Source organism: Mesorhizobium sp. WSM4306 (assembly GCF_007003975.1).
Classification (GTDB): Bacteria; Pseudomonadota; Alphaproteobacteria; order Rhizobiales; family Rhizobiaceae; genus Mesorhizobium.
In genome coordinates, this window is the sequence record NZ_VFTC01000011.1 from 1 (window position 1) to 15,448 (window position 15,448).

General features: G+C 63.9%; 13 protein-coding genes. 6 read left to right on the forward strand and 7 right to left on the reverse strand.

The genetic code is table 11. The features are described from left to right. A partial coding sequence (locus FJV77_RS14835) for a transposase (RefSeq protein WP_142867545.1) occupies positions 1-438 on the forward strand: 438 nt, incomplete at its 5' end. After that, positions 398-1,405 (forward strand): porin, encoded by a 1,008-nt coding sequence (locus FJV77_RS14840; protein ID WP_142867546.1) that lies wholly within the window; start codon positions 398-400, stop codon positions 1,403-1,405. The genes FJV77_RS14835 and FJV77_RS14840, both read left to right, overlap by 41 nt. Before the next feature lie 98 nt (positions 1,406-1,503). Here FJV77_RS14840 and FJV77_RS14845 read toward each other — a convergent pair whose 3' ends face one another. Together FJV77_RS14845 and FJV77_RS14850 are read right to left on the reverse strand one after the other, a co-directional pair. Continuing rightward, complete coding sequence (locus tag FJV77_RS14845) at positions 1,504-2,577, reverse strand: sensor domain-containing diguanylate cyclase (RefSeq protein WP_142867547.1); 1,074 nt, start codon at positions 2,575-2,577, stop codon at positions 1,504-1,506. A 207-nt stretch (positions 2,578-2,784) separates the two neighbouring features. Beyond that, positions 2,785-5,064, reverse strand: a complete 2,280-nt coding sequence (locus FJV77_RS14850; RefSeq protein ID WP_142867548.1) for an NADP-dependent malic enzyme — start codon at positions 5,062-5,064, stop codon at positions 2,785-2,787. 258 nt (positions 5,065-5,322) lie between these two features. Here FJV77_RS14850 and mutS point away from each other — a divergent pair, with 258 nt between their 5' ends. Then, a complete protein-coding gene (gene mutS / locus FJV77_RS14855) occupies positions 5,323-8,052 on the forward strand; it encodes a DNA mismatch repair protein MutS (protein WP_142867549.1) in 2,730 nt (909 codons plus the stop codon). Here the strand turns inward: mutS and FJV77_RS14860 are convergent, their stop codons facing one another. After that, positions 8,053-8,643, reverse strand: coding sequence for an isoprenylcysteine carboxylmethyltransferase family protein (locus FJV77_RS14860; protein WP_185970323.1), 591 nt, complete (start codon positions 8,641-8,643; stop codon positions 8,053-8,055). It abuts the gene before it with no gap. 70 nt (positions 8,644-8,713) lie between these two features. After that, positions 8,714-9,514, reverse strand: a complete 801-nt coding sequence (locus FJV77_RS14865; RefSeq protein ID WP_246691264.1) for a DUF3313 domain-containing protein — start codon at positions 9,512-9,514, stop codon at positions 8,714-8,716. Between the two features lie 272 nt (positions 9,515-9,786). Here FJV77_RS14865 and FJV77_RS14870 point away from each other — a divergent pair, with 272 nt between their 5' ends. The 3 genes from FJV77_RS14870 (at position 9,787) to FJV77_RS14880 (ending at position 11,512) form a co-directional block, all read left to right on the forward strand. Next, positions 9,787-10,377 carry a TetR/AcrR family transcriptional regulator gene (locus FJV77_RS14870; RefSeq protein WP_142867552.1) on the forward strand — a complete coding sequence of 197 codons (591 nt, stop codon included), beginning with the start codon at positions 9,787-9,789 and terminating at the stop codon, positions 10,375-10,377. 101 nt (positions 10,378-10,478) lie between these two features. Continuing rightward, the gene (locus tag FJV77_RS14875) at positions 10,479-10,943 is read left to right on the forward strand and encodes a nuclear transport factor 2 family protein (RefSeq protein ID WP_185970324.1); all 465 of its coding nucleotides are present in this window, start codon (positions 10,479-10,481) and stop codon (positions 10,941-10,943) included. An 8-nt stretch (positions 10,944-10,951) separates the two neighbouring features. Beyond that, positions 10,952-11,512 (forward strand): TetR/AcrR family transcriptional regulator, encoded by a 561-nt coding sequence (locus FJV77_RS14880; protein ID WP_142867553.1) that lies wholly within the window; start codon positions 10,952-10,954, stop codon positions 11,510-11,512. A 1-nt stretch (position 11,513) separates the two neighbouring features. On the opposite strand, the gene FJV77_RS14885 is transcribed toward FJV77_RS14880, so the two are convergent. The 3 genes from FJV77_RS14885 to FJV77_RS14895 form a co-directional block, all read right to left on the reverse strand. After that, positions 11,514-12,359 carry an aldo/keto reductase gene (locus tag FJV77_RS14885; protein ID WP_142867554.1) on the reverse strand — a complete coding sequence of 282 codons (846 nt, stop codon included), beginning with the start codon at positions 12,357-12,359 and terminating at the stop codon, positions 11,514-11,516. Positions 12,360-12,458: 99 nt separating this feature from the next. Further along, positions 12,459-12,845: a DUF305 domain-containing protein gene (locus tag FJV77_RS14890; protein ID WP_142867555.1), complete on the reverse strand. Its 387-nt coding sequence runs from the start codon at positions 12,843-12,845 to the stop codon at positions 12,459-12,461. 43 nt (positions 12,846-12,888) lie between these two features. After that, a complete protein-coding gene (locus tag FJV77_RS14895) occupies positions 12,889-15,402 on the reverse strand; it encodes a heavy metal translocating P-type ATPase (RefSeq protein ID WP_142867556.1) in 2,514 nt (837 codons plus the stop codon). Positions 15,403-15,448: the final 46 nt, after the last annotated feature.

Consider the following 15,448-nt stretch of genomic DNA (forward strand, 5'->3'; position numbering starts at 1 on the left):
AAGGACGGCTTCACCTTCGGCTACAAGGCCCATGTTGGCGTGGATGAAGGCTCCGGGCTGATCCGTACGGTGATCACGACACCGGCCAACGTCAACGACACGGTGATGGCCGATGCCTTGATCTGTGGCGACGAGAAGACGGTATGGGCGGATGCCGCTTACGACACGCACGCTCGTCGTGCCCGGCTCAAAGCCGAAGGCAAGAAGGTGCGCATTGCACGCCGTCCCAACAAGCACCATGCGCTGACGGCACGGCTCAAGCGCTACAACCAACTGATTGGCCGGCGTCGGGCGGCGGTGGAGACCACTTTCGCCACGCTCAAGAACCGCATGAAGCTGACCAGGATCCGCTATGTCGGACTGGCCAAGGCAGCCGGTCAGGTGACGATGGCGGCGATTGCCTTCAACATGCGCCGATGGGCTGCCATCACGGGATAGGTGCGCCCAAAGCCAGGCCGACTGGCCCAAACACCCACCTCAAACCTCAAAACAAAGCCTCGACGGCCGCACGGCCACCGACGTCGAGGACGGCGACTCGCAAGACACCTGGAAGAAGAACGCCCGCTTCAACCTGAAGACGTGGACCGGCCAGGAAACCGAACTCGGAACGTTGAAAACCTATACCGAGACCAAGTTCAACTATCCGAATGGCGGCCCTACGAGTGTGTCGCTGAGCTTCGCCTATATCCAGCTCGGCGGACTGCGTGTCGGCAAGGACGAAACGCCTTATGACGCGTTCATCGGCTATGCCGGGAACGTCATCCAGGACACGCTTATTCACTACGGCCAGAAAGACACCAATGTTGTCAGCTACTATTTCGACGCTGGCAGCGGCTTCACCGGCGTTATCTCGCTCGAAGAGGGTTCCGATTCGACGGGCGCTACGGCCATTCACGGCACAATCGACAGCTATGTCCCGCATGTCGTCGGCGGCTTGAAGTACAAGGGTGAATGGGGTGCGATCACCGGCGTTGTCGCCTATGACAGCAACTACGAGGAAGTGGCCGGCAAGGTTCGCCTGGACGTGAATGTCAGCAAGGAGTTGTCGCTGTTCATCATGGGCGGCTATGGCACCGACGACAACCTGTCGGATCCGTCCTACGCGATCCCGGGTCGTGGTCGCGGCTTTTACAAGCCTTGGGGCGGCAACTGGGCTGTCTGGGGCGGCGGCACCTACAAGTTCACCGACAAGGCCTCGTTCAATACGCAGGTTTCGGCTGACGACGACAAGAACTTCGCCATTGCGGCAAACATCGCCTATACGGTCGTTCCCGGCCTCACGGTCACGACCGAAGTCGACTATGTCCATGACGGCAAGTTCGGCGACGCCGACGACTTCAACTGGACGAAGGCCGACAAGAAGAACAGCGTCGGCGGCATCGTCCGCTTCCAGCGCTCGTTCTGATCGATCGACCCATCATAGGAAAATGCCCGCAGCGCACGCTGCGGGCCTTTTTCATTCGAGCACAGGGCGTTGCTGTGTCGTCGCGATGAGCGCTTCGTTCAGGCGGACTGGCGAAGCTCGCCGGCTTCGGACCCCAAAGCGTCGGTGGTGACCAGCCGGTCGCGACCGTTTTTCTTGCCGATGTACATGAGCCGGTCGGCGAGCGCGACCAGCGCGTCCGGGTCGGCAGCCTCCGTCGGATAGATCGCAACGCCGACAGTGCAGCCGACATGGATGTCGCCACCCGGAGCGGGAACCTTGATGCGCAGCCGCTCAAGCACGCGCTCCGCCACGCGCACGGCCTTCTCCCTGGCCTTCTCCGCGTTCCCCGAAAACAGGAAGGCGAACTCGTCGCCGCCAAGGCGCGCGACGAAATCAGCGCTGCGCAGGATGGCGCGAAGCTTGTCCGACACACGCTGCAGCAACGCATCACCGGCCTCGTGGCCGAGCGTGTCGTTGACCTCCTTGAAGCGGTCGAGGTCGATGAACAGAAGGCCCGCCGCGTCGCCGGAGCCGGCGCAACGGTCGATCACCGATTTCAGCTCGTTGTGGAAGGCGCGCCGGTTGGGCAGGTCGGTCAACGCGTCGTGGTTGGCTGAATGGTCGCTCTGCTGCTTGGCGAGCTCGATCTCGCGCTTTTGCGCGGAGAGCTCCTCATTGGCGGCCTTCAGTTCCAAAAGCAGCTCGGCGTTGAGATCCTCGACGACCTTACGGTCGCTGATGTCGACGACGAAGCCTTCCAGGAATTCCAGTTCGCCGGCCTCGTCCCAGACGCCGCCGCCGATCTCGCGGACCCAGAGCGGCTCGCCGACCTGCGGCACGATGCGGTAGTCCACATTCCAGTTGCAGCGCGCCTCGAGCGCGGTGTCGACGGCGGCATAGACGGCGGCAAGATCATCCGGATGGATGGCCGAGACGTAGTCGCGCACCGCGTTGTGGATGAAATCGCTCGGCCGATAACCGCTGACGGTGAAAATGCCGTCGCTGATATAGAGCATGGTGTAGGACGCATCGTTGCGGCAACGGTAGAGATAACCGTCCATGCGGCCGGTGATGCTGAGCAGCGCGTCCAGCCGCTCGTCGTGGTAGACCCCCTGGCCAACCGCGGATGCAGAAAACCCGTCATGCTTCATGGCCGCACCCCCGTTAGCGGTCTGAGCGCGCCGTAGATGCCGTAGCGGCAAGTCGGCGAGAGGGTTCTATATCAGCTGAATATTATCAATCTCTTATGGGGCGGCGCGGATAGGCCGTCGGTGCAAGCGTTCGGCGACACGAGCCGCTGCCAAAGCCAGCGACTCTGCCCAAGCAAGAAAAAGACCGTCCGCGGCGCGAACCGCTCGTCAAGCCCCCGCCGTATAGGCCGCGATCGCCGCCATGTTGACGATGTCGCTGTCCTTGGCGTTCAGCGAGACGATCTGCACCGGCTTGTTCAGCCCGACCAGCAGCGGGCCGATCACCGTCGAGCCGCCGAGTTCCTGCAGCATCTTGGTCGAGATCGAGGCCGAGTGGAACGCCGGCATGATCAGCACGTTGGCGGGGCCGGTGAGCCGGATGAAGGGGTATTGCGCCATGGCGCGGGCGTTGAGCGCGACGTCGGCGGCCATCTCGCCATCATACTCGAAATCGACGCGGCGCTTGTCGAGGATGCGCACCGCTTCCTGCACCCGCTCGGAGCGTTCGCCCTGTGGATGGCCGAAGGTGGAATAGGCGAGCATGGCAAGCCGCGGCTCGTAACCCATGCGGCGGGCGAAACCGGCCGCCTCTTCGGCGATGTCGGCGATCTGCTCGGCATTGGGCATGTCGTGCACGGCGGTGTCGGCGACGAGCACGGTCTTGCCCCGCGCCAGCACGATCGACACGCCGATGACGCGGTGGCCGGGCTTGGCGTCGATGATGCGGCGGATGTCGTCCAGTGCCGTCGAATAGTTGCGGGTGACACCGGTGACGATGCCGTCGGCATCGCCCAGCGCCACCATGCAGGCAGCAAAGTGGTTGCGATCGTTGTTGATCAGCCGCTGGCAGTCACGAAACAGGAAGCCTTTGCGCTGCATCCGCTCATAGAGAAAGTCGGTGTAGATGCCGTTGCGGCGCGACAGCCTGGCATTGATGATCTCGATGCCTTGCTTGTTCAAGTCGATGCCGGCGTGCCTGGCATTCTCCTTGATGACATCGTCGCGGCCAAGCAGGATTGCCGTGCCGAGCTTCTGGTTCACATAGGAGACAGCGGCGCGCATCACCTGCTCCTCCTCGCCTTCGGCAAAGACGATGCGCTTGGGCTGGCGGCGGACGCGATCGTAGATGCGCTGCAAGGTCGAGGCGATCGGGTCGCGGCGGGCGGACAGCTCCTGCGCATAGCGGTCGAGGTCGAGGATCGGCTTGCGGGCGACGCCTGACTCCATCGCCGCCTTGGCCACGGCGAGCGGAATGGCCGAGATCAGGCGCGGATCGAACGGGACCGGGATGATGTAGTTGGGACCAAATTTCGGCCGGTTGCCCTGATAGGCGGCGGCGACGTCGTCAGGAACGTCCTTGCGCGCCAGTTCGGCCAGCGCTCGGGCTGCGGCAATTTTCATGTCGTCATTGATGGTGGTGGCCCTGACATCCAGCGCGCCGCGGAAGATGTAAGGGAAGCCCAGCACATTGTTGACCTGGTTTGGATAATCCGAACGCCCGGTGGCCATGATGGCGTCGGTGCGGATCTCGGCCACTTCCTCCGGCGTGATCTCCGGGTCGGGATTGGCCATGGCGAAGATGATCGGGTTCTTGGCCATCGACTGCACCATCTTGGTGGTCAATGCGCCCTTGGCGGAGAGGCCGAGGAAGACATCGGCGCCATCCAGCGCCTCGGCGAGGCTGCGCGCCTTGGTCTTGACCGCATGCGCCGACTTCCACTGGTTCATGCCCTCGGTGCGGCCCTGGAAGACCACGCCCTTGGTGTCGCACAGGATGATGTTGTCGGGCGAAAATCCCATAGCCTTCATCAGTTCGATGCAGGCAATGCCGGCCGCACCCGCGCCGTTGCAGACCATCTTCGTCGTCTTCATGTCCCGGCCGGTGACTTCCAGCGCGTTGATCAATCCGGCGGCAGAGATGATGGCGGTGCCGTGCTGGTCGTCATGGAAGACGGGAATATCCATCAGCTCGCGCAGGCGCTGCTCGATGATGAAGCATTCCGGCGCCTTGATGTCCTCAAGGTTGATGCCGCCGAAGGACGGCCCAAGGAAGCGCACGCAATTGATGAATTCGTCGGCATCCTCGGTGTCGACCTCGAGGTCGATGGAATCGACATCGGCGAAGCGCTTGAACAGCACCGCCTTGCCCTCCATGACCGGCTTGGAGGCCAATGCGCCGAGATTGCCGAGGCCGAGAATGGCGGTGCCGTTGGAGATGACGGCGACCATGTTGCCGCGCGTCGTGTAGTCGAAGGCGCGGCTGGGGTCCTCGGCGATGGCCAGGACCGGAACCGCGACGCCGGGCGAATAGGCGAGGCTCAAATCGCGCTGGGTCGCCATCGGCTTGGTGGCGACGACCTCCAGCTTGCCGGGGCGGCCCATGGCGTGGAATTCCAGCGCCTCCTGGGCGCTGACGGACGGGCCGCTGTTTTCGGTTTTCTTGGCCATGATGCTCTTGATTTCCTCGCCGGTGCCGGACCCTTGAGACGGGTGCGTGTTTTTGACCTTCCGGATTAAGGCTACACGCCACCGCTGTAAACCGCCAAGCGATCTTCACGCCCGGCCTGCGCTAAATCTCTCGAACTCGGGCAACGTCGAGTTGGCGGCGGCACAGACTTGCCGCAAGCCGTCACTGAGGCCCGGTCGTCCCCTGCTTTTCGAGCCGCCGGCATTAAACCCCGCATCCACATCTGCTAGCGTGGCGGCATGAACATGCACACTTCAGCAGAAACCGACGCCCCCGAGGTGACACCGTCGGCGCCCACCTCCGGCAGCGTCACGCCGATGATGGAGCAGTATATCGAGATCAAGGCGGCGAACCCGGATTCGCTGCTGTTCTACCGCATGGGCGATTTCTACGAGCTGTTCTTCGACGATGCCGAGAAGGCGAGCCGGGCGCTGGGCATCGTCTTGACCAAGCGCGGCAAGCACCAGGGCCATGACATTCCGATGTGCGGCGTGCCGGTGCATGCGGCCGACGACTATCTGCAGAAGCTGATCGGCCAGGGTTTTCGGGTTGCCGTCTGCGAGCAGATCGAGGATCCGGCCGAAGCCAGGAAGCGCGGCGGCAAATCGGTGGTGCGCCGTGACGTGGTGCGACTGGTAACGCCGGGCACCATCACCGAAGACAAATTGCTGGCGCCGTCGGAATCGAGCTTCCTGATGGCGTTGGGGCGGGTGAAGGGCGGCAGCAGCGATCACGCCTTCGCCTTGGCCTGGATCGAGATCTCGACCGGCGTCTTCCGCGTCGCCGAAACCACTGCCGACCGCCTGCTGGCCGATGTGTTTCGCGTCGATCCGCGCGAGCTGATTGTCGCCGAGCCGGTGTTTTACGATCCCGAGCTGAAGGCGGTGTTCGATGTCATCGGCCGCGTCGCCAGTCCGCAGCCGCCGTCGCTGTTCGATTCGGCCTCGGCCGCAGGCAGGATCGCGCGTTTCTTCGAGGTGGCGACACCGGACAGTTTCGGCGCCTTCTCGCGCGCCGAACTTTCGGCCATCTCCGGCGCCATTGCCTATGTCGAAAAGACCCAGAAGGCCGAGCGGCCGTCTTTGTCGCGTCCGGAACGCGAGGAGCAGGGCTCGACGCTGTTCATCGATCCGGCGACACGCGGCAATCTGGAGCTGTTGCGCACGCTGTCCGGCAGCCGCGACGGCTCGCTGTTCAAGGCGATCGACCGCACGGTGACGGGGGGCGGCGCAAGGCTGCTGGCCGACCGGCTGATGGCGCCGCTGACCGATCCGGCGGCGATTGCAGCCAGGCTCGATTCGGTGTCGTTTTTCCGCGCCGAAACACGGCTCTGCCAGGCGGTGCGGTCAAGCCTGAAGAGCGTCGCCGACATGCCGCGCGCACTGTCGCGGCTGGCCCTCAACCGTGGCGGGCCGCGCGACCTCGGCGCGCTGCGCGCCGGCTTCGAGGCGGCAGGCGCGATTGCCGAAATCGTTGCGACCGCTAGTTTGCCACATGAGTTGGCGAAAGCACTTGCTGCTATTCAAGCGTTACCTGGGGCACTTGCCCAGCATCTGACGCAAGCGCTTGGCGACGAGCTGCCATTGCTCAGGCGTGACGGCGGCTTCGTGCGTGGCGGCTACCATGCCGAACTCGACGAGATGCGGGCGCTGCGCGATGAGTCGCGAAAGGTCATAGCCGGGCTGGAGCGCTCGCTGATCGAGGAGACCAGCATCCGCTCGCTAAAAATCCGGCACAACAATGTGCTGGGCTACTACATCGAGGTGACCGCCAACCACCATTCGATCATGACCGGCAGCGATGGCGCCAAGGCGCGCTTCATCCATCGCCAGACCATGGCCAATGCCATGCGTTTCACCACGACCGAGCTTGCAGAGCTCGAGACCAAGATCGCCAATGCTGCCGACCGGGCACTGAGCATCGAGCTTGCCGCTTTCGACACGCTGACGGCTGAAGCGGTAGGCGAGGCGCAAAAGATACGCGCCGGCGCCGATGCGCTCGCCGTGCTCGACGTGTCGGCAGCGCTCGCGCTGTTGTCGGAGAGCGAAGCCTGGTGCCGGCCGCTGGTCGATTCCAGCCTTGCCTTCGAAATTTCAGGTGGACGCCATCCGGTGGTGGAACAGGCGCTGCGGCATTCGGGCGAAGGGCCGTTCGTCGCCAATGATTGCGATCTGTCGCCGCAAGGCGGCGCCAAGGCCGGCGCCATCTGGCTCTTGACCGGCCCTAACATGGGCGGCAAGTCAACCTTCCTGCGGCAGAATGCGCTGATCGCAATCCTCGCCCAGACCGGCTCCTTCGTGCCGGCGACATCGGCCCATATCGGCGTCGTCGACCGGCTGTTCTCGCGCGTCGGCGCCTCGGACGATCTGGCGCGCGGCCGCTCGACCTTCATGGTCGAAATGGTCGAGACGGCGGCGATCCTCAACCAGGCCGGCGAACGGGCGCTGGTGATCCTGGATGAGATCGGCCGCGGCACCGCCACTTTCGACGGCCTGTCGATCGCCTGGGCGGCGGTCGAGTACCTGCATGAAAAGAACCGCTGCCGGGCAATCTTCGCCACCCATTTCCATGAGATGACGGCGCTGTCCGGCAAGCTGCCGCGCCTCTCCAACGTCACCATGCGGGTCAAGGAATGGGAAGGCGACGTGGTCTTCCTGCACGAGGTCGGCAAGGGTGCCGCCGACCGCTCCTACGGCGTGCAGGTGGCGCGCCTTGCCGGGCTGCCGGAAGCGGTGGTGGGCCGCGCGAAGGAAGTGCTGCATCAGCTCGAGGAAGGCGAGGTTTCCGGCAAGGCCAACCGGCTGGTCGACGATCTGCCGCTGTTTTCGGTGGCGGTGAAGCGAGAGGCGCCAAAGCCGGTGAAAAACGACGCGCTGGGCGCTGCAATCGGCGAGATCAACCCCGACGAGATGACGCCGCGCGAGGCGCTGGAGGCGCTCTACCGGCTGAAGGGGCTGGCGGGCCGGTAATCAAAGCAATCGGAAGATCGGGGTCACCAGCCTTGCCGACTGGAGCCAGCCGAGCAATTCGACCGCCAGTATCGCCACAAGGAAGTAAGAGCTGTCGATAGCGGTCCGCTTCAGCGCCGCCGATTCGAACGTGACGGGAGACGGATCCAAGACGCCGTCGTAATCGCGCCGCAGACGGGGAAAGAAGGCCGGCACGCTTCGACGATAGCGCCGATAGGCCTCGCCAAAGATCGCATCCAGCGCGACCACTTCGCGCGCCGCGACATAGGAAAAGACCAGCCAGGTGAAGGCAAAGAGAAACGCCGAAAGGATCAGCGACCCGAATGTCAGCCCGACGCCAGCCAGTCCAAGGGCCGAGAAGAGATAGAGGGGGTTGCGCGTATAGGCATAGGGGCCGCTTGTGACGAGTTCGCGGTTCTTGCGTCCGCCAACATACAGCGACGCCCAGCAGCGGCCGCCGATACAGATGAGGATCAGCACGGTACCCGCAAATTCCAGCATTTCGCGAAAGGTGCTGCCTTGCGGCCACCCACTCTCCGCAAGCAGGGCCGGCGCCAGGAGGACGGGAGCGACCAGCCAAAGGAAACGCATCCTTCTGCCCTGTTGAACAGCCATTGGGGAAAGCGGCATCGGGGACTTCCTCTGCATTTGCGTCACCGCCTCAGTCGTCGCGCACCGTGGCTCCCTTGTCGGTCCAGGCCGGCGGCAATCCCATCCGATCACCGAGGAAGCCGACCAGTCCGGGCGATTTGCCGAATGCCTTGCAGGCCGGATATTTCGGCCCGCCGCCGAACATGGCGCGCAATTCCGCCCTGGTCGGGAGCGACGGCACCTTGGCGAAGGGCGTTTTCCCGGTGATCAGGAGTTTGCTGAAATCGTGGCCGAACTTGGCCGCCAGGTCGTAGGCGTCGCCCTCTCGGGCGACTCGGCCGGAATCCAGCAGGGCGTTCGCGCCACGTCCCCAGATCATGGCCGCCGACTGCTCGCCGTTGTCATCAATCGCTTCGGCTTCAAGCGACAGGCTGCCCAATCCGATCGGCAGGCGCGGAACCGGAATGTGCATCTCGGGCAGCGCGACGGAAACCGCCGTGGACGCCACTTTCGAAACGCCTACCGCCAGCGCATTCGTCGGCGTCACATGCGTTACCATCGCGTGGACTGTCAGGTCGGCCGGCTCGGTCAGGGCGACCACTTGAAAGCGCTGGCTCAGGCCGGAGCAAAGGGTCCTGTCGATGGCATTCGTGATCAGGCCGCGCTGCGCCGGTGTCAATGTCGATTTTCCGGCAGTGGGCTGCGAAAAGCCCGTCGGAATGATCCGAACGGTTTTTGCCGCAAGCACGTCGTCCTTGCTCACCCGCATCAGTGAGCGGGCCAACAAACCGTCCGACGGTTTCAACTCGTCATAGGATTGCAGCGAGCCTACCTGATCCAGGGGCGCGGACGCGCAGCCGACTGCAAGCATGCTCAGGACCAGCACAAACGGCCATATTATGTGGTGGTCCGCGCGACACGCGCGCGGATCGAACCGGCCACGACTGATGTGAGCCTCGCGACGGGAGCGCAAGCAAGCTGCCATGGATGCCTCTGGGTCGCCCGGCGGGGCGCGTTGGGAATCGCCAATTATTGCACTCAGTGCAATAATTGATGGCGTCATTATGGCAGCGTGATGACGGGACTTGAATCTGCACCAAATTTCATATCGCATTTGAGAAATGGTCATGGCAGGAGCGCTCCATGAACGACGCGCCAAAACCAGAAGGCCTGCGCGAGCGAAAGCGGCGAGCAACATCCCGCCGCATCGCCGAAGCCGGCCTGAACGCCTTCCTGGCCAGTGGCTACGACGCGACCACGCTTGACGAGATAGCTGCAGCCGCCGGCATCTCGCGCCGGACGTTCTTCCACTACTTCAAGAGCAAGGACGAGGTTCTGTTTGCGTCTCTGAGCCACTACGCCAGCGTGGTCAAAGCGTCGGTCCTTGCCGAGCCACCAACCGGAACGGCAATCGACATCGCCCGTGATGCATTGCTCAATCTTGTCGGCAGCTTCCAGGGTGCAGAAATGATGGCGACGGCCAAGGTCATGCGGGAAAGCAAGACGCTGCGCTCGCGCAGGCACACGGGCTACCTGCAGTTCGAGCAAGCCATTTTCGATGGCTTATGCGAGTTGCGGCCGGACAAGGCACGCAACAGTCTGCGACTGGTCTCCTTGGTAGCAGTCGCGGCGTTTCGCCTGGCCGTCGAAACATTTCAGCAGCAAAACGCCAGGCATCCGCTGGCAGGATATGTCCAGGATGCCTTTGAAAACCTGAAAGCCGAGATTCGATAAGTCCAGCCAACTGAAGCCGTCGCAACGGACACAGCTGTGTTGACTCATTGTACCGATCGGTACAATATCGATCATCGAAGATCGGAGCCGAGGAGATTTTCATGAGCCGCCCGCCCTTGCCGCCATTCACGGCCGAAACGGCAGCGCAAAAAGCGCGCCTGGCCGAGGACGCCTGGAACAGCCGCGACCCCGAGCGGGTTTCGCTCGCCTATACCGAGGGCAGCACTTGGCGCAACCGTGCCGAATTCGTCTCAGGCAGGAGTGAGATCGTCGGCTTCCTCACGCGCAAATGGGCGCGTGAACTCGACTACCGCCTGGTCAAGGAGGTCTGGACCTGGAATGAGAACCGGATCGCCGTGCGCTTTGCCTATGAATGGCGCGACGACAGCGGCCACTGGTTCCGCTCCTACGGCAATGAGAACTGGGAGTTCGACGCCGCCGGGCTGATGCGCCGGCGCGTCGCCAGCATTAACGACCTGCCGATCACTGAAGCCGAGCGCAAGTATCATTGGCCGCTCGGCCGCCGGCCGGACGACCATCCGAGCCTGACCGAACTCGGGCTGTAAAGTCGCTAATGCGGCGCATCGCACCCGACCGCGACCAGCTGCTGGCGATGGTGGCTGAGGTCTTTCGCGAACACGGCTATGAGGGCGCGAGCATCGCGCTGATCGGCGCGGCGACGGGGCTGGGCAAGGGAAGCCTTTACCACTTCTTCCCCAGCGGCAAGGAAGAGATGGCAGGGGCCGTCATTGCCCATATCGACGGCTGGTTCGAGGAGAATGTCTTCGTGCCGTTGCAGGACGCCTCCGAGCCCCGCGTGGGCATCGAGCGGATGTTCGAAGCGACCGACCGCTATTTCCGCTCCGGCCGCCGGGTGTGCCTGATCGGCGCCTTCGCGCTGGACGAGTCGCGCGACCTTTTTGCCAAGGCGATCAAAAGCTATTTCACCCGCTGGGTGACGCATCTCTCGGAAGCGCTGACCCGCGCCGGCCACAGCCCGGCCAAGGCAGATGAACTCGCCGAAGAGACGGTCGGCGCCATCCAGGGCGCTCTGACCCTGGCGCGCGCCTTCGACGATACGGCGGTGTTTTCGCGTGCATTGCAACGGGCGCGAGCGGCGCTCTCGGCGAATTAGTCTAGATCATCTCCAGCCCGCGCTTGCGGGTCGGCGGCGGGAAGGCGCGGTCGAGCTCGGCGAAATCCTCAGCCGTCAGTTTGATGTCGAGAGCAGCGACGTTCTGGCGGACGTGCTCCTGGCTGCTGGCCTTCGGGATGGCGATAACGCCGGGCTGTGCCATCACCCAGGCCAGCGCGATCTGGGCTGCCGTGGCGTTGTGGCGGGCGGCGATGGCCTCCAGCCTGGCATTGCGCGCCAGCGCGCCCTGCTCGACCGGCGAATAGGCCATGATCGGAACGCCGCGCTGCCGGCTCCAGTGTGCAAGGTCGAATTCGGGGCCGCGCCGCGACAGATTGTAGAGCACCTGATTGGTCTGGACATTGCCGCCCGAGCGCAGCCCGGTCAGTTCCTCCATCTCGTCGGTGTCGAAATTGCTGACGCCCCAGTGGCGGATCTTGCCGGCCTTCTTCAGGGCCTCGAAAGCGTCGACCGTCTCCGCCAGCGGCACGCTGCCCGGCCAGTGCAGGAGATAGAGGTCTATGCGGTCGGTGCGCAGCCGCTTCAGGCTTTTCTCGCAAGCCGCCGGCACGCCGGTGCGCGAGGCATTGGACGGCAGTACCTTGGAGACGAGGAAGAGTTCGTCGCGGCGCCCGGCAATGGCTTCCGCCACCACTTCCTCGGCGCCGCCGCTGGCATACATTTCGGCGGTATCGATCAGCGTCATGCCGAGGTCCAGCCCGAGCTTCAAGGCATTGACCTCGCCGGCACGGCGGCGGCTGTCCTCGCCCATCTTCCATGTGCCCTGTCCAAGCACCTGGACGGATTCGCCAGAAGGCAGCGTGGTGGTTCTTATCGTCGATGGCATGGGGGCTCCCGGTGTGGTGCGGTCCATGGGGATGGCATCACAAACACAGGGAGAAATCCATAAAGGTTTCCTGGATTCTCCTTCGCGGCGGCCGCCGCCCTACTTTGCGGGATGCGCGGCGAGCCAGTCCTGCATCTGCTTGATCTCGGCTTCCTGCGCGGCGATGACGCCTTCGGCGAGCTTGCGGATTTCAGGATCCTTGCCATTGGCAAGTTCCACTGTGGCCATGTCGATCGCGCCCTGATGATGCGGGATCATGCCGCGCACGAAATCGACATCGGCATTGCCGGTATATTGCGAGGCCATCATGTCGGCGTGCATCTTGTCCATCGCCGCCTTGTAGCCTTCGGTCGAAGCACCCTGCGCGCCCATGCCGGCCATGTCGTGTTTCATTTCCTCGGACTGAGCCGGAACGCTTTCGAGGAAAACGGCAAGCAGCATTCCCGCCGCCATCAGCAAAAGCACGATCTTTTTAGCCAAGGTCATCCATGATCTCCTGTTGATTGGATTTCGTATTTGGGGGCTTTGCTCAGAGTTTCAACGTCCGCAGCCGCAACGCGTTGGCGATCACGGAAACCGAAGACAGGCTCATCGCCGCCGCCGCCAGCATCGGCGACAACAGCATGCCGGTCAGCGGATAGAGCACGCCGGCGGCAACCGGCACGCCAAGCACATTGTAGAGGAAGGCGAAAAACAGGTTCTGGCGGATGTTGCGGATCGTCGCCTGGGCCAGCGTTCTCGCCCTGACGATGCCGTTGAGATCGCCCTTGACCAGCGTGATCCCGGCGCTCTCGACCGCGACGTCGGCACCGGTGCCCATGGCGATGCCGACATCGGCGGCGGCAAGTGCGGGTGCGTCGTTGACTCCGTCGCCGGCCATGGCGACGCCGGTGCCCTTGGCACGCAGTTCCTCGACCAATGCCGCCTTCTGCTCCGGCAGCAGGCCGGCGCGCACCTCGTCGATGCCGAGGCTTTTGGCGATGGCGCGCGCCGTGCGCTCATTGTCGCCGGTCGCCATGATGATCTTCAGTCCCCTGTCGTGCAGTGCCCGGATCGCCTCGGCCGTCGTTGCCTTGACCGGATCGGCGACAGCGACGATGCCGGCCAGTTTTTTGTCGACGGCAACGAACATGGCGGTCTTGCCTTCGGCCTGCAGCGCCTCGGCCCTGGCCGACAGGGACGCGATATCGATACCAAAATCGGCCATCATGGCGGCATTGCCGAGCGCGACCTTGCGGGTTGACACCGTGCCGGAGACGCCCTTGCCGGTGACGGCTTCGAAGCCCGTGGCCTCACTGAGCGTCAGGCCGCGTTCGCCGGCGCCCCCGACAACAGCCTCGGCCAGCGGATGCTCCGAACCTTTTTCCAGGCCGGCGGCGAACGTCAGCAATTCATTCTCCGACAAGCCTTCGACCGCGACGACATCGGTCAAGCGAGGCTTGCCTTCGGTCAAAGTGCCTGTCTTGTCGACGATCAACGTGTCGACCGAGGCAAAGCGCTCGAGCGCCGCCGCCTCCTTGATCAGCACGCCGGCGTGCGCCCCGCGCCCCGTGGCGGTCATGATCGACATCGGCGTCGCCAGGCCGAGTGCACAGGGACAGGCGATGATCAGCACCGATACGGCCGAGACGATGGCGTAGATCAGGCTAGGCTCGGGGCCGAAGACCGCCCATGCGGCAAGGGCAGCAAGCGCGACCAGCACGACAGCGGGCACGAAGTAGAAGGAGACGCGATCGGCCAACCCCTGGATCGGCGCGCGCGAGCGCTGCGCCTTGGCAACCAGTTCGACGATGCGCGCCAGCGTCGTCTCTGCGCCGACCCTTTCGGCGCGCATGATCAGCGAGCCGTTCTTGTTCAGCGTACCGCCGGTCAAGGCATCGCCCTCGGTCTTTTCGACCGGCAGCGGCTCGCCCGAGATCATCGATTCGTCGATCGAGGACCGGCCTTCAAGCACTATGCCGTCGACCGGCACGGCATCGCCCGGACGGATGCGCAGCCGGTCGCCGGTCTTGACCGTGTCGAGCGACACGTCGGTCTCGGACCCGTCCGCCCCGATCAGTCTGGCCGTCTTCGGCGCCAGGTCGAGCAGCGCGCGGATCGCCGAGCCGGTCTTTTCACGCGCCCGCAGCTCCAGCACCTGACCGAGAAACACCAGCGCGACAATGACGGCGGCGGCCTCGAAATAGACCGGCACGGTGCCGCCATGACCGCGGAACTGATGCGGAAAGATGTCCGGAAACAGTGTGGCCACGACGCTGTAGAGATAGGCGGCACCGACGCCCAGCGAAATCAGCGTCCACATGTTGGGGCTGCGGTTGACCAGTGAATCCCATCCGCGATGGAAGAACGGGAATGCCGCCCACAGCACGACGGGGCTCGCCAGCGCCAGTTCCAACCAAACCATCGTGCGATCGTCGACAAAGGCCTGGAAGGTCAGCCCGAGCATCGGCGCCATGGCGACGATCAGCAGCGGCACAGACAGCACCGTACTGACCCAGAACCGCCTGGTGAAGTCGACCAGTTCGGGATTCGGGCCCTCATCGCCGGTGGGAACGCCCATCGGCTCCAGCGCCATGCCGCAGATCGGGCAGGAGCCGGGCTTGTCGCGAATGATCTCGGGATGCATCGGACAGGTGTATTGCGTGCCTTTCGGCATTGGCAGCAGTGCCGGCCTGTCGCCGAGATATTTTTGCGGCTCGGCCTCAAACTTTGCCTGGCATCCGGCCGAGCAGAAATAGAAACCCTGGCCTTCGTGGCGGAAGAAATGCCTGGCTGTGGCACGATCCACGCTCATGCCGCAGACCGGGTCCGTGGCGGTCAGGTATTTTTCAGGCTCAGCGACGAATTTCGTGCGGCAGTTCTCGCTGCAGAAGTGAAAGAGGCGACCGCCATGCTCGACCGACGGCTTGCCCGCTGCCGGATCGACGCTCATGCCGCAGACGGGATCGCGCACCGCCGCCTCGGCGGTCGGCGCAGCCGCCTTTGCCGCACAGCATCCGCCATCGGCCGTGTGCGCGTGGTGGTGATGCTCGGAATGCGCCATCGAATAAATGCCTTCATGTCTGTCTGGGTGCGGAGGTAGTGCTTCC